Raw genomic sequence first — 17,427 nt, 5'->3', positions numbered from 1 at the left:
AGACTCCTTTTTTTACGGCATACTGTAAAAAAGGAGTCTGACTTTTATGGACAATGAACTATTGATTATTGAATTACTTTCCACCAAACAAAAAATAATGATGATTATCAAGAAGCAAACGAAAAAAATGAGTGTAATGTTGGGGTTTTATTTTATCGGAGCGCTGTTCTTTTTTTATGGACTTGCGGGAGTCGTCTATCAGTATCTACTAAATAGAGGGATTTCTTATTCTTCGATCGATCGTGTAACGAATCTCTATGGATTTTCCAAAGCATGTGGTTTTTTTGTCATGGTGATTTTGTTCTTATTGTTTTCTTTTTTATGGGGAAGATATCACCATATTTCCCGACACTTTGACCAGTGGATCGAAAAACGAGTAGAAAATCATTTCTATGCCAAAGCCCCTATACAAGATTTTCCTTCTATTTTTTTGTTTGAAAAGAATGAACTGAAAATGACCGTAGCAAAAAAGGATTGTTTTTTTCTTTCCAAAACGATTGATGATGTGTCCTTGTTTTTGGGTATTTACAAGTGGCATGGCATGGATCGGTACGCTATTTTTATAGAAACGGATGAAACAATGGAAACTGTTCCTGAAATAAGAACTGTGTTCAGTCGGCATTTTGCACTAGGAGCAGGGTTGTTGCTGTTAGGTCTAGGCGGGGCTTTTTTCTACGCTTCAGGAGGTCCAATCAGTGGGATACATGGATCAACGATCGCTAAAGGTGCAGTGACACATTCTTCAGAACGGTCCGATGATGGGAATCTCTTGAAAGATCCAAAAAAAGAAGTTCAATTGGTGGCAAGTCAGACGAATGACTTGAAGATTGATCAGGAGACGAAAAAATTATATATGACAACAGATCAAGGTAAACAGTGGCGATTTGTACCGCTCGAGCTTGACTGGGTCCGCTTTGGAGACTATACACTGACTTCTGGAACTATTCCAGTTGGTTACTGGATGGATAAAACATTTGATCTATCTCCTGATTTTTCTTGGTTTCTCTATTCACCTGATCAGCAAGATGTATATATGCTGACTTCGACTGACGCTGGGAAGACTTGGGGCAAAAATCTAATTACGAATCATGGAGAACGTGTGAGGTATAGAAAAGCAACTTTTTTGAACGGTGATCAAGGAATCGTCATGTTGTCTACTGATAATGGGATGTCTGCAGAAAGTTTACAGATCTATACAACAAACGATAAAGGAAAGTCTTGGATATCAACAGGTGGCACAGTGATCGACCAACCAATCCAAAATGTTAGTTTTGTAACAACTTCTCTCGGCTTTGTTTCTACCAGAGAAAAACTCTACTATACAGCCAATGGCGGAAGGTCGTTCAAAGAATCTATTGTGACCATTCCTGCGGATTATCAAACAGGAGGATTGGACTTGTTCCAATCGCCGAACGAGGTGACCCAAGTCAGCGCAAATAAGTTAGAAGCAAAATTTTATCTTTTGAAGGCAAATTCGATCGATATTGGGAAAATGTTTGCTTGTCTGTTTACCTCGACCGATAATGGCGAGACGTGGCAATTTGAACAGCAATTATCCCAAGTAGATATCAATGATTAGTGAACTAAATGGTGAGGCGCACTATTAAAGAAAGCAAAAACATCAATGGACAGATCCAAAAAGAAAGGATTAGTCCATTGATGTTTTTGCTTTTTTTGAAGTAAGAACGATTTCACTAAGAACCATGAACAGTCTTTACCGTTTTTACGTTGTTTGAAATTGGCTGTTATACAAGCTAGCATAGAGCGTGGGTTTGCTCAATAGTTCTGTATGAGTGCCTTGTTCCACGATGTCACCGTTTTCCATGACGAGGATCAAATCCGCATTTTCAATGGTAAACAGTCGATGTGCGATCACAAAGCTAGTACGGTTTTCTGTCAAGGCACTCATTGCTTGCTGGATCAATGCTTCTGTTCGTGTATCTACACTAGAAGTAGCTTCATCCAAGATTACGACAGCAGGATCAGCCAATACGACACGAGCGATAGTTAGAAGCTGCTGCTGACCTTGTGAGAGAGTGCCGTTTTCACTTGAGATGATTGTATCATAACCGTTTGGTAAGGTTCGGATGAAATGGTCACATTGCGCTATTTCAGCTGCATGGACGATCTGCGCTCTTGTCGCTTGGCGTTTCCCGTAGGCGATATTCTCGGCAACAGTTCCTTCAAACAACCAAGTATGCTGTAAGACCATCCCAAAATGCTTTCGCAACTCATTTCTTGATAACTTGGTGATGTCAATCTGGTCAAACTCGATTTTCCCCTTTGTTAATTCGTAAAAACGCATCAATAGGTTCACGAGTGTCGTTTTTCCTGCTCCAGTAGGGCCAACGATCGCAATCGTCTGTTTAGGTTTGACCGAAATAGTTACATTTTCCATCAATTGTTTATCTGGAGTATAGCCAAAGCGCACCTCTTTAAATTCGATGGCTCCTTTAGGTGAAGAGAGGTGTTGTTCTTGACTATCAGGTAGCTCATTTGGCTCATCCATGATCTCAAATATCCGGTCGATCGCAGCCATCGCAGATTGGATAGCATTGATAACGTAAGAAGCAGTGGAGATCGGTTCTGAAATTTGATTGATGTATTGGAGATATGCTTGCAGTAGGCCGAGGGTGATGCCACCAGATAAAACCAGACTTCCTCCAAGAATCGCACTAACGATAAAAGCAAGTTGATTCATTAGACGAATGACTGGATAAATCGCAAAATTCATAAATTGTGCTTTTTTAAAGGCTTGATAGTGCGTTTGATTGATCTTGCGTATCGACTCGATGGCCTGATCCTGCTGATTAAAAGTTTTGATCACTAGATTTCCTGCAAGATATTCTTCCATTTTATTGTTCAAAGAGCCAAGTTCTGCTTGATTTTATCTGAGATCTGTTTGTTTTTATTTGCAAATCGGTGGGTTACGTAGGCACTCCCAATAATCAATAGGATAACGAGTAATGTCAACTTTGTATTGATGTAAAATAACATTACAATAGAAAATGTTATCGTCACCAATGACGTGAAAAATTGGTTGATCCCAGTGAGTAAGACTTGAGATACCTGATTCAATCCAGTCGTTGTTCGACTGATGATCTCGCCCACCTGGTGTTGATCAAAGAAAGCCATCGGTAGTGTTTTGAATTTTTTTGTGATTTCTTTTCGAACAGTAAGGGCGATTTTTTCACTTAAAGTGGCCATTGTCCGCTCTTGGATAAATGAAGTGATACTGCTGAGAAAAGAAAAGGTAATCAGTAATATGACTGGCATCAAAAGGGTATCTTTTATGTCTGAGAGCGACATGTTCATCATGCCGACTTCACTGATTCGCTGTAGTAATTGGTCGATGCCGATACCCATGATCATCGGCATTGCGACGACTAACAAATTACCGATCAAACTGCAAAGAAGCAAGCCGTAAAAAATAGGGTGATCTGCTTGGATCATTTTCCAAAAACGCATCAAACTTTGTTTTTTGCTATTCATTTTGTTTTTCGTCACGCTATCCCTTCCTTCACTATTCCTTGTGATTTCGCAAATTCCTGATAAGAATCGCAATTGGCGAGTAGTTGTTCGTGCGTACCTTCCCCGACGATCTTACCGTTATCCAAAACGATGATAGTATCTGCGTGCATGATCGTACTGAGTCTTTGTGCGACAATGACGAGGGTTTTATCCGACATCTCATCTTGTAAAGCCTGTCTTAAAGTAGCATCAGTTTTGTAATCTAGTGCTGAAAAACTATCATCAAACACATAAATCTCAGCCGGCTTGATCAATGCTCTGGCAATACACATTCTTTGTTTTTGTCCGCCCGAATAGTTGTCGCCGCCTTGAGCCACAAAACTATCTAGACCAGCGGGTAATTTAGCTAAGACTTCTTCCAATTGAGAGATGCGCAGCGCTTTGTTTAGTTGCTCGCTTGATGCTTCCTCATGTCCCATGGCAAGATTTGAACGAATGGTCCCGCTGAACAAGAAAGCTTTTTGAGGCACATAACTGATTATTTGACGGATCATTGTTTGTTCCAACTCTTGAAGTGGTTGCCCGCCAAGCAGGATTTCGCCACTGGTTGTATCATTTAAACGTAGAAGTAGTTTAGCAATCGTGCTTTTTCCGGAACCAGTACCGCCTACGATTGCAGTCGTTTTTCCTCTAAGAATATCAAAATGTAGATCTTCTAGTACAGGTTCAGAATCTTTTGAATAACTAAATGAAACATGCTTAAAAGACAAAATTGGCTCCTCAGTCAGAGACAATAACTCATTCTTTGGCTGTTCTGGTTCTTTAATTTCAATCGGTGCCTCAAGCATTTCTTCTATTCTTTTCAGAGAAGAAATAGATTTAGGAATGACAACTAAGACCATCGCCGCTGTCATCAAATAAGCTAGGGTCAACATCGAATATTCAACGATTGCTGTAACGATCCCAATCTGGAGCGAACCATTACTTACCAATGTGCCACCAAACCACAAAATAGTACTATAAACGATCCCCATGAGTAAGAAAGCAATTGGAGTCACCCAAGCGAATATCCGATTGACTTTGATCATCTGGTCCGCATACTCTTCAAATGTTTGATTTGTCCGTCGTTCCTCATACTCTTGATTGTTGAATGCACGGATCATGGTGACTCCAGTAAAAAACTCCCTTAAGGTGATCGTGATCCGGTCCATTTTAGGCTGGATCTTTAATGAAAGAGGCGTACCTTTTTTCATTAAAAAATAAATGACCCCAGCATAAAGAACCACAGAAGTCAACGTGATCATTGTTAAGGTAAACGAGTATTGGAACATCATCACCAAAGTAAAGAGCGCAATGATCGGTGCAGGCAAGATCAATTGACAAAATAAGACAAGCATCTGTTGGACGTTGTCCACGTCATTTGTCATTCGTGTTAACAGAGAACTAGTACCAAAGTGATCGGCATCTTTGATGGATAATTGCTGGAACTTAGCAAAATATCTTTCACGTGTTTGGTAGCCAAACTTAGCGGATACTAGTGCGGAAAAGTAGCTGGAAGCAATTGCTGCCAGTGAACCGAATAATGCAACAATCAGCATTTGCCCGCCAATCGCATAGATTTTCGTTTTCTCACCACTGGCAATACCAACATCGATCAGTGTTGCGACTAGCTTGGGAACGCCAAGGGTCCCGATGATCTGCAAACAGATAAATAAAAAAGTGAAAAAAACGATTTTTTTATTCTTCTGTAAAAATTGTTTTAGTAATTGCATATGTTTTCCTCCTTTTTTTCTGACAAATATGAATTCTACACCTTCAAGTTGCTTGAAGGTCAATGGAAAAAAAGTTAAACTGCAAATGGGGTGAGAATACGGAAAAACTGTATACGATCGGGGAAGTATCCAAATTGTTGAATGTGCCAAAATCGACGATTCGGTATTGGGACGAGCAAGGCTTGATCCATTCGAGCCGACATGAGGAAAATGATTATCGACTATTTGATATTGATGCTATTTTCCAAATCTATGATATTGATTTTTACCGAAAGCTTGATGTTCCAATCAAACAAATGCAAAATTTATATGGAAAAACGCTGGAAGAACACTATGAAACGATTGCTCAAACAGAACAAAGGATCTATCTGGAAAAAGTAGAGTTGCAAAAGAAGCATGAGGAAATCTTGAAACGAAAAGAGCAATTGAAGCTGATGCTTGCACACCAAAATAATGACTTTCTAGAAGAAACGCCGCCTTTTGAGGCCATCGTTGCCGTTGATTCTGACGATATTTTAGATTCGAAAGCTTATTTAGAAACGTATGCCAGTTTTGGCAGTGTCTTTGATTTTTCGATCAGTGATGAAATGATCTATGGTTTTTGTACAGATGAACAGACGAATGCTCTACCCATGTCTAAAACCGTTTGGCGAAAAGATCCAGCCAAGAAATATCGTCGTTTTTTGCTGAAAGTCGAAGTCGGGAACACTAAAAATAACAATGTCGATCAGGTGAAAAAAAATTAGAAAAACAGGGACTAAAATCTGGACGAGTAATCGGTCAATATCTATTGACGAATACAACGAAGAAAGATGTGTTCGAAGAATACTACCAAGCATGGCTGGAGATTATGTGATAAGGATGTTTTCTTTTAAGAAAAATGAAAAAAACATTGACAATCTGATAAGAAAGTGGGATATTAATTAGCAAATAATGAAGCGTTGAAGAGAAGAGTAGCTGAATGGTGAAGGAACAAAGAGACTCCGGTGGGTGAAAAAGGAGATCCTTTCGTCAGTGAAGATGAACTCTGAGCATTTTGATTTGTTCACGCAAATCAAACGGACTGTGACCGTTATCTTGCCGAGTATCTTAGGTACTGTTGAGACATTGTTTACGAGAATAATGTGAATTAGGGTGGTAACACGAAGCATTCGTCCCTTTTATCTGTAATGGTTAAAAGGAACGGGTGCTTTTTTCATTTTGCTCAGTGAAACTTCACGCGCATTTGTTAAAGAGGAGGAAAACACATGACAACACGTAGAACATCACCATTTCGTTATGATATTGTAGGGAGTTTTTTAAGACCAGAAAAATTGAAACAAGCAAGAGAGGACTTTAACAAACAAAAAATCAGTCAAGCAGAATTGACGAAAGTAGAAGATGAAGCCATCATCGACTTGATCAAAAAACAAGAGGCTCTTGGCTTGAAGGCTGTGACAGATGGGGAATTCCGCAGAAGTTGGTGGCATTTGGATTTCTTCTATGGACTAAATGGCATCGAGTTTTTTGTGCCAGAACACGGCTACTTTTTCCATGGAGAAGAAACACGTCCTGGAACGATTACTGTCACTGGTAAGATTTCAGGAGAAGAACATCCGTTTATTGACCATTTTCGGTTTACTCGTGAGCATACTAGCGCCGGGATCGAAGTAAAACAAACGATTCCTGCTCCTGCTCAAATTTTAGTGGAACTGCTTCGTCCGGATATTTTACCAAAGATTCGAGAAACCTATCCAGAAAATGACGAATTGATCAAAGACATCGTTGCAGCTTACCGCCAAGTAATCGCCGACCTTTATCAAGCAGGAGCCCGCACGATCCAATTGGATGATTGTACGTGGGGCGTATTAGTTGCTCCTTTACCTAAAGGCTTTTTAGCAGAAACGCAACAGGATGAACGAGAAGTGCGCAAGGAGTTAGCACAACTGTACCTAACGATCAACAACGCTGTTTTAGCAGATCAGCCAGACGATTTGACGCTGAACACGCATGTTTGTCGCGGAAATTATCACTCGACATGGGCTGCAGCTGGTGGGTATGAGGATGTGGCAGATCCTTTGTTCACGCAAGAAAATGTCCAAGCATATTATTTGGAATACGATAGTGAGCGCTCAGGTGGCTTTGAACCACTTGCCAAAGTATCCGAGGATAAGTTAGTGGTTTTAGGACTAATCACTACTAAAAGCGGGAAACTAGAAGATCGTCAGAAAATCATCGAACGCATTTACGAAGCAACTCGGTATCTGCCTTTAGATCGATTATGCCTTAGCCCACAATGTGGCTTTGCGTCCACTGAAGAAGGCAATATATTGACTGAAGAGGAACAATGGGAAAAGCTGGCATTCGTCAAAAGTATTGCAGAAGAAGTATGGAAATGATTTGTTTAGTTCATCGAAAAAGAGGTTGGGACAGAAGTGTTTAACTCCGAGAAATAGGAAGAAATCAATGAAAATTGCTTTTCAAATTTTTGTGAATTTTGGCTTATTTAAGAAGGAGTTGCTTCTGCTCCCACCATTTATCCGTTTTTAAAGAATGAGACAAAAGAGTTTCTTACTTTTGTCTCACGCTCAATTAAAGCATTGGCACGCTACTTGTTCGCACGTGTTAAACAGGTGGCGAACCAACGTTTTTTTATTGCCCTTAAGTTTGTTTCGTTTGTGGAATGAAACTTTCTCTTATGATCAGTCGTGTCGGATAGGTGACGATGATTGGTTCTTCTCTAAGGTGGTCGATTCGTTCTACAGCCAATCGAACAGCCGATTTACCAATCGCTTTTGCACTGATGGCAACACTTGTTAACCCAGGGGAGAGAGTCGAAATTGCTTCGATATTGTCAAAACTCACAAGCACGATGTCTTTTCCGATTTGGAGCTCTTGTTTTTCTAGTGCTTTGTAAACGCCAAGTGCGATTGGATCACTTCCGATGAGAATTGCTGTGGGTAAATTTGTTTTATTGTCAGCTAGTAGTTCACTGGCAAGTCGTTCCCCTGATTCTTCTGTCCATTCGCCTAGATAATGAGTGATGTGGCTCTCTAAATGATGGTCGCGCATAAAATGAAGATAGGCACGACTTCTTTTTTCGTTTTCTGTGATTGTTTTCCCGCCGAATTCATCCATATCTACTTGATATCCGCCAATATAGGCAATCCTCTGATGTCCATTTTCTAAAAAAAGTTCTAATACGGAGTTGGTCATTCGTTCTAAATCTGCATAAACCATATCAACTTCTTGTTGGATGTCTGGATTATCGACTACAACCAAATGTTTGTTTTGTTTTAGGAGATCAGAGATGGATTGTTTCGTCACAGTGCCAACGACGATGATCGCACCTAACTGATCCAAATCTTTCCATTCTGTAGGATTATCGGATAGATTATAGATTCGATTCATGCCGATATGCAGACGGCTGGCTTCTTCTTCCAATCCAGCACGTAATTCTTTATAGTAACTATCTTGTTCTTCACTGGCTTTGCTAATCGTTGAAATGACTCCAATTGAAGGTAATCGTTTTTTTACATATTTTCGTTTATTGATATCGTAGTTCAAACTGGCAGCGACTGCAAAAATCCGGTCCCTTGTTTGATCTGCTACATTGATCGTTTTATCCTCATTCAAGACCCGTGAAACTGTCGTAGGGGAAACATTCGCTTTTCTGGCTACATCTCTAATACCAACCATATGACCACCTCGAAAAAAATTTTTTGAATTGTTATTGACAAATTTGTTTAGTAAACAGTATACAGGAAATGTAAGAAAAGTAAACGGTTACTATTTGTGGAGAGGTGAAGAGATGGAAACAGTAAAAGATATAGAGCGTGCTGAATTAGTAACATACGATGAAAAAGACCGAATATTTCATTTGGCGAATGACACGATTTCCTACATTATCCAAATCGAAGAATCGGATGTCTTAGCCCATGTTTATTTTGGGAAGAGGATCAAGGGGTACCGCCATCATAAAAACTATCCTAGAAGAGATCGTGGATTCTCCGGGAATACACCGTTAAATGATGATCGTTCTTTTTCAAAAGATACGCTGCCACAAGAATACTCTAGCCACGGCGGGATGGATTACCGCTTGCCTGCTCTGGTGATTCGTAGAGAAAATGGCTCTAATCTACTGGATCTTAGATACCATGATTATCAAATAAGTGAGGGGAAACCTGCTTTATCAGGATTGCCCCATGCCTATGTTTTACAAGCGAAGGAAGCGGAAACGTTGGTGATCACGTTAAAGGATCGTGAGTTAGGTGTGTACGTTGACTTGATGTATACGATCTATCGCAATCGCTCGGTGGTCACTCGCTGTGTGAATATCAGAAATCAAACAACAGAAACGATCGCTATTGAGAAAGCAGCTTCTTTCCAGATCGATTTTACTCATTCAGGTAGATTTGATGAGGTGATTGCATTACCAGGCGCCCATGTCAAAGAACGGCAAATCTCAAGACAGCCAATTTTGGCTGGAATCAAATCCTTTGAAAGCCGGCGAGGGTCAAGCAGTCACCAGATGAACTCGTTTATTGCATTAACGAATAAGCATACGACAGAGTTTGCAGGCGAAGCCATCGGGATACACCTTGTGTATTCAGGAAACCATTCTTTTGAGATCGAAAAGGATCAAATCAATCAGACCAGAGTGATCGGGGGCATCAATCCCTATAATTTCCATTGGCTGTTAGCTGCAAATCAAAGTTTTCAAACTCCTGAGATCCTCCTTTCTTATTCTGATCAAGGACTGAACCAAATGAGTCAAGTCACACATCAGTTGTTACAAGAACGAGTTGCCAGAGGAAAACATCAATACCAACAGCGCCCGATTCTAGTCAATAATTGGGAAGCGACTTATTTTGACTTTACGAGTAAAAAATTGGAAGCCATCATCGATGAGGCAAAAGAACTTGGACTTGAGATGTTTGTTTTAGATGATGGATGGTTTGGCAAAAGGGATGCGGATAATTCTTCTTTGGGGGATTGGTATGAATATCGGGGCAAGTTAGCAAATGGATTAAAAGGGCTTGCTGATTACACCCACCAAGCTGGCTTGCAGTTTGGGATATGGGTAGAACCGGAAATGATTTCTCTTGATTCAAAACTTTATCGGCATCATCCAGATTATTTGATGTCTGAACCTGATCGAACACCTGCTGTTTCACTTTCCCAGTATGTGCTTGATTTTACACGTGAAGAGGTACGTGCGGCAATCGAAACGCAATTACGCAAACTGCTGGATACGATTGACATCGACTATGTCAAATGGGATATGAACCGCTCATTATCAGATGCTTACTCTGCTTCTTTAGGAAAAGAGAATCAAGGAGAAGTGCTCCATCGCTATGTTTTAGGCTTATACGAACTGATGGAACGGCTTACGACGGATTATCCAGAGATCCTTTGGGAAGGGTGCTCTGGTGGTGGCGGGCGATTTGATGCTGGTTTGTTGCACTATATGCCGCAGTCATGGACGAGTGACAATACCGATGCTGTGGAACGGATCAATATCCAGTATGGGACAAGTCTAGGCTATCCTATTTCTGCCATGACTGCACATGTTTCTGCTGTACCAAATCACCAGACTGGCCGTGTGACTAGTTTGAAAACACGTGGTGATGTTGCGATGGGTGGCGTGTTTGGGTACGAACTAGATCTGACACACTTATCCGAGGAAGAAAAGAACGAAGTGAAGGAACAAGTCGCTTTTTATAAAGAAATCAGGCGAACCGTTCAGTATGGTGATTTCTATCGTTTGCATGATCCTTTTGAGCAGGCAACTGCTTCTTGGATTTTTGTCGCAAAAGATCAGGAAGAAGCGGTATTGTTTTTAAGCAGAAAATTAGCAAATGCGCAGCCGGACTTCCACGAAATCCGTTTAGCTGGTTTGGCGGAGGAAGATTTTTACCGTGATCAACAAACCGGGCAGATCTATTCTGGTTCTGAATTGATGACAGTAGGGCTTTATTATCCGGATTTTTATGGCGATTTTCAAACATCGCTCATTCATTTTATCAAAGTGGAAGAAGGAGAGAACGCAAATGAACGCAACAATTGATTGGCTAGATGATCCAGAAGTATTTCGAGTAAATCAGTTAGAAGCACACAGTGACCATGTGATCTATGGCTCAAAATCAGAAATCAATACAGCTAGCTCACGTATCCAATCCTTGAATGGAATATGGAAGTTCAAGTACTCAAAAAATGCACAGAGTCGTCCAGTAGATTTCTATAAAAAGGATTTTGATAGCAGTGATTTTGATGAAATAGCTGTTCCTGGTCATATCGAGTTAGCTGGCTATGACAAGATCCACTATATCAATACGATGTATCCTTGGGAAGGCCATGAGTTTCGTCGCCCACCATTCACAACGGCTAGCATAGCACAAACGAAAGGACTGTTCTCTCAGGCAGAATATAATCCTGTTGGTTCCTATATCACAACATTTCGTTTAGATGAGAAGATGAAACAAGAAAAGGTCTCGATCCATTTTGCAGGTGTAGAACAGGCGATGTATATTTGGCTGAACGGTCACTTTATTGGTTACGCAGAAGACTCCTTTACCCCTGCTGAATTTGATTTGACACCTTATCTGGAAGAAAAAAACCAGCTGGCTGTAGAAGTCCATAAGCGAAGTACAGCAGCATTTATCGAGGATCAGGATTTCTTTCGTTTCTTTGGGATATTTCGCGATGTTACACTGATTGCAAAAGGAAAAAATCATTTGGCAGATATCTGGTTGCGCCCTAAATTGGACGAAACATTGCAACATGGACAGGTGGAAATGGATATCAAGATTGAAAATATCCTTCCTGACAGTGAAGTGCATCTTCGTATCTTTGATCCGACAGAAAGAAAAATCTATGAAGAAAAATTGGTGTTGACCGCTTCGCTTTCTCATCGTGTTGATCTAGGAAAGGTTGAACTTTGGGGACATTTCCAACCACGCTTGTATCGGATCGAACTGGAGACCCGTAAGGACGGAGAAGTAACCGAATATACCCACTATCCTTTTGGTTTCCGTAAAATCGAGATCAAAGATAAGATCATGTATCTAAATGGAAAACGGTTGATCATCAATGGTGTCAACCGACATGAATGGCATCCGGAAAAAGGACGAGCAATCACGCTTGAAGATATGGAACGGGATGTAAAGATCATTAAGAACGCACATATCAATGGTGTTCGAACCTCCCATTATCCTAACCAGATCGCCTGGTATTATCTTTGTGATCAAGCAGGTATCCATGTTATGGCAGAAACCAATTTAGAATCCCATGGCTCCTGGCAGAAGATGGGGGCATTCGAACCCTCCTACAATGTTCCTGGAAATATTCCCCAGTGGCGTGAAAATGTATTGGATCGGGCAAAAACAAATTTCGAGACGTTGAAGAATCATACAAGTATTTTATTTTGGTCTCTCGGAAATGAATCCTATGCAGAAGAAAATATTCGTTTGATGAATGACTATTACAAAGAAAAAGACCCGGATCGGTTGGTGCATTACGAAGGGAACTTCCCTAACCCCCGATTCGAAGAAACGATTTCAGATATGAAAAGTTGTATGTATGCCTCCCCAGAAGATGTTCGTGCCTATCTTGAAGAAGAAGCACAAAAACCTTTTATTTTATGCGAATATATGCATGATATGGGCAATTCATTAGGCGGTATGGCCTCGTACATGGAATTGTTAGAACAGTATCCGATGTATCAAGGTGGATACATTTGGGATTTTAAAGATCAAGCAATCCAAATGATCGATCCAATCACGAATCAAAAGGTGATGCGTTATGGGGGAGATTTTGATGATCGTCCTAGTGATTATGAATTTTCTGGAAATGGGATCGTCTTTGCAGATGGAGAAGAGAAGCCAGCTTTACAGGAGGTAAGATATTATTATGGAAAATACAGCGACTAAGTTAAGGGTCATTTACGGAGATTGTACACTGGGGCTGAAAGGGAAAGGATTCCATTATATTTTTTCTTATACAAGAGGTGGAATGGAATCATTGAACAAAAATGGAAAAGAATGGCTTTATCGTGAGACCTTGCCTACTTTTTGGCGAGCGTTGACAGACAATGATCGCGGCAATGGGTTTGGGTATCGTTCATCTGTATGGTTAGGGGCAGGGAAGTATCCAAAAGTCAAACAGATCCAGGTAAAGATAGAAGATACAGCCATCGAATTGCCGATCGCGCCGGTCAATAATCAGTATTCAAATACAGAATACGTATCTTCTGCAGAGATCCTATTCACACTAGAATACAATACAGTACCAAAAACGGAAGTAGTTGTCAGCTACCGGATCAATGCGCTTGGGGAAATCAAGGTCAATGTAGTGTACCATGGTCAAAAAGGGGTACCAGAATTACCTCTTTTAGGAATACGGTTTATCATGCCAACGCAGGCGACGAGTTTTACCTATGAGGGATTGTCTGGAGAAACGTATCCTGACCGAATGGCTGGTGGAGTAGAAGGTATCTATAAAATAACTGGGTTGCCAGTGACTCCTTATCTGGTACCACAAGATTGTGGTGTCCATATGAAAACAAAATGGGTAGAGATAACGAGAGACACTACCTTGAGCAATGTAGAAAAAGAAAAGGAAAAATTTTCTTTACGATTTGAACAAGTAACAGGAGATTTTGCTTTTTCTGCATTGCCATACACAGCAGAGGAATTGGAAAACGCGACCCATAGAGAAGAATTGCCACCAGCAAGAAGAACTGTTTTGACGATGTTGGGGAGAGTTCGAGGTGTAGGTGGAATCAATAGTTGGGGTGCAGATGTGGAAGACGACTATCATATCAGTGGAGAAGAAGATCATGAATTCTCTTTTGTGATAAAGTAACCTGACCGCTGTATTCAAAAAAGTAATTAAAAAAGCAACAAATAGCAACCAAACCTCTCGATGGAGAAACTTGGTTGCTATTTGTTGCTTAAAAGAAGTCTGAGGGCAAACTGTAGCGGAAAAATCGTACGTTGGTAATGGATTTTTTTACAGAAATTCAGAGTTATTCTATGATCGGTAAAGTGATCCTGACGGTCGTGCCGACGCCAATAAAAGATTCGATCGTGAGACCATATGCTTCACCAAAGGATAAGCGGATGCGTTCATCAACGTTTTTGATCCCTATTCCCGAAAAGAAATCAGTCGTTTTTTTCGTTAAACTAGTATCGAATCCATCTCCGCTATCCACTACCTCAAAGATCAAAGAATCGTCATGAAGCTTGCCAAATAACGTGATAAATCCTGTTTTTTTCGATTGAAAAGCATGGAGATATGCATTCTCAATGATTGGTTGGATCATCATATTCGGGACCTTGAAAGAAAATAATTCCTCAGGTACCATGATCCGGGTAGAAATTTCGTCCCCATAACGAAGTGCAAGAATGTGGATATAACTTTGCACACTGTTCAATTCTTCACCGACAGTGATCAGTTCCTCCTTTTTCCCGATCGTACTTCTTAACAAATCAATAAAATGGTCGATCCCAGTAATGGTCTCTTCATTTTTTCCTTGCCAAATCAGAAACTTCAAACTTGTCAATGTGTTGTAAATAAAATGAGGCTGGATCTGCGCTTGCATCGTCTGTATCTCCAAGATACGTTTTTTCTTTTCGGCTTTAATCGATCGCTCGTGGCTCTCTTCGATCGTATCAAGTAACTGATTGATCGTAGAACCTAGTACTTTTGTTTCGTAAGTTCCTTGGATCGATACATGGGCATTCGGTGCCGTTTCTTTGTTTTGTTTGATCGAATGGATCAAGGCATAGATCGACTTCGTCTGGCGGTTCATGTAGCTAAAAACGACGCCTCCCACGAGGATAAGAATGATCAAATTGAAGAAAATGATTGGGAAGAGGATCCCCATCTGATTGGTCACTAAATTGCTATCGACTTTACTGATAAGTGTTGAATTTTGTCGATACAGAGGAAGCCTGGTCAAGCGTGCAGAGCCGATCGCTTTTGTTCCATTGCTGGTCAAATCAGTAAACAAGTCGGAAGTCGTACCAATCATAGCAGCTTCGTTTGATGAAAAAACAGTCTGTTCTTCATTAAGCAAATAGATTTTTGAAATATCTGGATTGATCATGGTGCTGAAGAGATGCGCCATTTGTTTGGAAGAGATAGCAATGACAGCATAGCCATAAACTCGATTCAGCGAAGTCTGCAATTTTTTGACAAAAAGAATACTTTTTTCTGCTTGATTTTTCTGTGTAAGTCCAAAATCAACAAAGACCATTTGAGTTGATGCAGATACCTGATCGATCTTATTGCGGATCTCCAATTGAAAAAAAGCGTTCGCATCCATACTAGCGATGAGGTCATTTCCAACAAAGGTCCGCCCGTTTTCTCCAAAAATCATCAGGTCATAATCGATATAAGGAGAAATAGCGGTGAAGCCGAGTGTCATCTGATGGATCTCTTTTAAATCTGAAAGCTGCGATAACGCAGGCTGGTTTTCCGTAGAAAAGTAACTTTCTACCCCTGGATTTTCGGCAATCGAAGATAATGTCTTTTCGATATTATCATTCAGCATTTCAAAATCTCGTTGGATTTTTACTAAACTTTGTTCATTCGATTTATCAAATAGGTTGATATAAGCCTCTTTTGATTGGTGATAAATAAAAAGTGAAATGATGATTGCTTGAGTGAACAGTGCAATAAACAAAATGATGAATAATTTTGTAAATAATTCGTATTCTTTGAGTTTTGCTTTCATTTCACCATGCTTCCTTTGCGGTAATGGGAAGGACTCATCCCTGTTTCTTCTTTAAATACTCGTGAAAAGTAGCCTAAGTCGGTATAACCCACTTGAGAACAGATTTCTGAAAGAGGGTCAGTTGTTTCTGTTAAGAGTCGTTTTGCATGTTGGATACGCACTTTTTTTAGATATTTTGTAAAGTTGATGCCGTATTTTTCCGTGAAAATAGTCGAAAGATAACTATAAGAAAAGTGAAATTTTTCTGAAATAGATTGTAAAGACAGGTCTTCGTAGTAATTTCTCTGAACGTATTCATAGATCAATGTTAAAATAGCAGAAGTCTCTTTTTTTTCAGGAACGACCCAGACCATCAACTGTTGAATGATGTTGGTAAATATTTGTACAAAACGCTCAATAGCGAAGGCATCAGCAAATTGTGCCGTCAAAGTTATTTTTAATTTGGTCAATTCGTAATGTTTCTCTTCTTCATCGTCCATTGCATGGATCAGCGCATAGAGTCGATTCATTGTTTCATGTTTCAAAAATAAAGGATCGATTCTTAGGATGATCATCGTTTCAACTGTAGCGCTCAATTCTCTGATTGCTGACAAATAATCTTTGTTCACTATTTTTGTGAGGTAGCTTTTCGTACTCGTTTCATAATGAGGAACAAGTGGAGTTAGCTGATCTGCTACCAGTGATCCTTTGTGCAAATGATAAAATAACTGCCCCTTACCATTCTTTTTGAGGAGCGTAAACTCAGTATAAAGTTCAGAAAAATCAAGTTCCTTGGAGAGGATACAAAGGGTCTCCTTCGTCTTACTGGTTTCTGATAGATAGTCGATAAGTTGAGGGTAAATATCGGTACTAGCCGTATTGATCAAGCAGCCGAATCCACGATTGAGGGTCGTGAAAGGGAAAAATTCAAGTGGCCATTCACCGGTTAGAGATTTTTCTTTCAGATAAGTCAGCTCTTTCATTTCGTTATAAACAAGATAAAAAATAGGATAGGAAAATTTTTTTGGGGATAAAGCAGTTGTCTGTCCGGAAAAATAATTCGCTAAATCTTGCTTCAAAGACTCCGTTGTGGAAGGGAGTTTCTGTTTCTTGTGCACTAACTTCGTGATTGCTGAAAGTAGATTCTCCGGGTTCAATTTTGGTTTAAGTAAATAGTCCGAAACGCCACCAACAAAAGAATCTTTTACAAGTTGAAAATCATCATGACTTGAAAGAACAAGGATTTGGACATCTGGTTGTTTCTTTTTGAATAAGCGGGAAAGTTCAATGCCATCCAATTCTGGCATGATCAGATCAGTCACTACGATATCCACAGGTTGATGGTCAAAAAAATCAAGCGCTTCCAAAGAGCCGGAAAAGGCACCTACTATATTGATGTCATGGCTAGACCAATCAACTAGATTCGTCAAGCCGTGTAAAATGGTTTTCTCATCATCGATGAACATTAAATTTGTCAAAAAAGTA

At 40.1% G+C, this 17,427-nt stretch carries 10 protein-coding genes, 1 pseudogene and 1 other annotated feature; of the genes and pseudogenes, 6 read left to right on the top strand and 5 right to left on the bottom strand.

What is annotated here, in order from left to right:
- Nucleotides 1–46: 46 nt before the first annotated feature.
- Entirely contained in the window at nt 47–1,579 is a 1,533-nt protein-coding gene (locus ED2_RS08890) for a WD40/YVTN/BNR-like repeat-containing protein (RefSeq protein WP_016176518.1), read from the top strand.
- A 144-nt stretch (nt 1,580–1,723) separates the two neighbouring features.
- Here ED2_RS08890 and ED2_RS08885 read toward each other — a convergent pair.
- Nucleotides 1,724–3,492 (bottom strand): annotated as a pseudogene (locus ED2_RS08885) (ABC transporter ATP-binding protein).
- Between the two features lie 11 nt (nt 3,493–3,503).
- Nucleotides 3,504–5,243 (bottom strand): ABC transporter ATP-binding protein, encoded by a 1,740-nt coding sequence (locus tag ED2_RS08875; protein WP_016176521.1) that lies wholly within the window; start codon nt 5,241–5,243, stop codon nt 3,504–3,506.
- 62 nt (nt 5,244–5,305) lie between these two features.
- Between ED2_RS08875 and ED2_RS08870 the strand changes: the two genes are divergently transcribed.
- Nucleotides 5,306–5,989, top strand: coding sequence for a MerR family transcriptional regulator (locus ED2_RS08870; protein ID WP_016176522.1), 684 nt, complete (start codon nt 5,306–5,308; stop codon nt 5,987–5,989).
- A gap of 186 nt (nt 5,990–6,175) precedes the next feature.
- Nucleotides 6,176–6,405, top strand: a binding site (T-box leader).
- Nucleotides 6,406–6,490: 85 nt separating this feature from the next.
- Complete coding sequence (locus ED2_RS08865) at nt 6,491–7,621, top strand: 5-methyltetrahydropteroyltriglutamate--homocysteine S-methyltransferase (RefSeq protein ID WP_016176523.1); 1,131 nt, start codon at nt 6,491–6,493, stop codon at nt 7,619–7,621.
- Nucleotides 7,622–7,883: 262 nt separating this feature from the next.
- Here the strand turns inward: ED2_RS08865 and ED2_RS08860 are convergent, their stop codons facing one another.
- Nucleotides 7,884–8,921, bottom strand: a complete 1,038-nt coding sequence (locus ED2_RS08860; protein ID WP_005879927.1) for a LacI family DNA-binding transcriptional regulator — start codon at nt 8,919–8,921, stop codon at nt 7,884–7,886.
- A gap of 112 nt (nt 8,922–9,033) precedes the next feature.
- On the opposite strand from ED2_RS08860, the gene ED2_RS08855 reads away from it, so the two are divergent.
- From ED2_RS08855 to ED2_RS08845, 3 genes are read left to right on the top strand one after another with little or no spacing between them, the layout of a single operon-like run.
- A complete protein-coding gene (locus ED2_RS08855; protein ID WP_016176524.1) occupies nt 9,034–11,292 on the top strand; it encodes an alpha-galactosidase in 2,259 nt (752 codons plus the stop codon).
- Nucleotides 11,276–13,153: a glycoside hydrolase family 2 gene (locus tag ED2_RS08850; protein WP_005879924.1), complete on the top strand. Its 1,878-nt coding sequence runs from the start codon at nt 11,276–11,278 to the stop codon at nt 13,151–13,153. The genes ED2_RS08855 and ED2_RS08850 overlap by 17 nt, the downstream gene beginning before the upstream one ends.
- Nucleotides 13,134–14,087 (top strand): beta-galactosidase small subunit, encoded by a 954-nt coding sequence (locus tag ED2_RS08845; protein ID WP_005879922.1) that lies wholly within the window; start codon nt 13,134–13,136, stop codon nt 14,085–14,087. Before ED2_RS08850 ends, ED2_RS08845 begins: the two co-directional genes overlap by 20 nt.
- A 163-nt stretch (nt 14,088–14,250) precedes the next feature.
- On the opposite strand, the gene ED2_RS08840 is transcribed toward ED2_RS08845, so the two are convergent.
- Both ED2_RS08840 and ED2_RS08835 read right to left on the bottom strand, forming a co-directional pair.
- Nucleotides 14,251–15,963 carry a cache domain-containing sensor histidine kinase gene (locus tag ED2_RS08840; RefSeq protein WP_005879920.1) on the bottom strand — a complete coding sequence of 571 codons (1,713 nt, stop codon included), beginning with the start codon at nt 15,961–15,963 and terminating at the stop codon, nt 14,251–14,253.
- The gene (locus tag ED2_RS08835) at nt 15,960–17,420 is read right to left on the bottom strand and encodes a response regulator transcription factor (protein ID WP_025481323.1); all 1,461 of its coding nucleotides are present in this window, start codon (nt 17,418–17,420) and stop codon (nt 15,960–15,962) included. The genes ED2_RS08840 and ED2_RS08835 overlap by 4 nt, the downstream gene beginning before the upstream one ends.
- Nucleotides 17,421–17,427: the final 7 nt, after the last annotated feature.

It is taken from the genome of Enterococcus durans NBRC 100479 = LMG 10746 (genome assembly GCF_001544215.1).
In the GTDB taxonomy this organism is placed as follows: Bacteria; Bacillota; Bacilli; order Lactobacillales; family Enterococcaceae; genus Enterococcus_B; species Enterococcus_B durans.
This window is presented reverse-complemented; position numbering and strand designations above follow the sequence as displayed.

Excerpts from the sequence above, each read along its gene's own strand:
- ED2_RS08890 (WP_016176518.1), top strand. The coding sequence starts at position 47 with ATGGACAATGAACTATTGATTATTGAATTACTTTCCACCAAACAAAAA.
- ED2_RS08875 (WP_016176521.1), bottom strand. The coding sequence starts at position 5,243 with ATGCAATTACTAAAACAATTTTTACAGAAGAATAAAAAAATCGTTTTT.
- ED2_RS08870 (WP_016176522.1), top strand. The coding sequence starts at position 5,306 with ATGGAAAAAAAGTTAAACTGCAAATGGGGTGAGAATACGGAAAAACTG.
- ED2_RS08865 (WP_016176523.1), top strand. The coding sequence starts at position 6,491 with ATGACAACACGTAGAACATCACCATTTCGTTATGATATTGTAGGGAGT.
- ED2_RS08860 (WP_005879927.1), bottom strand. The coding sequence starts at position 8,921 with ATGGTTGGTATTAGAGATGTAGCCAGAAAAGCGAATGTTTCCCCTACG.
- ED2_RS08855 (WP_016176524.1), top strand. The coding sequence starts at position 9,034 with ATGGAAACAGTAAAAGATATAGAGCGTGCTGAATTAGTAACATACGAT.
- ED2_RS08850 (WP_005879924.1), top strand. The coding sequence starts at position 11,276 with ATGAACGCAACAATTGATTGGCTAGATGATCCAGAAGTATTTCGAGTA.
- ED2_RS08845 (WP_005879922.1), top strand. The coding sequence starts at position 13,134 with ATGGAAAATACAGCGACTAAGTTAAGGGTCATTTACGGAGATTGTACA.
- ED2_RS08840 (WP_005879920.1), bottom strand. The coding sequence starts at position 15,963 with ATGAAAGCAAAACTCAAAGAATACGAATTATTTACAAAATTATTCATC.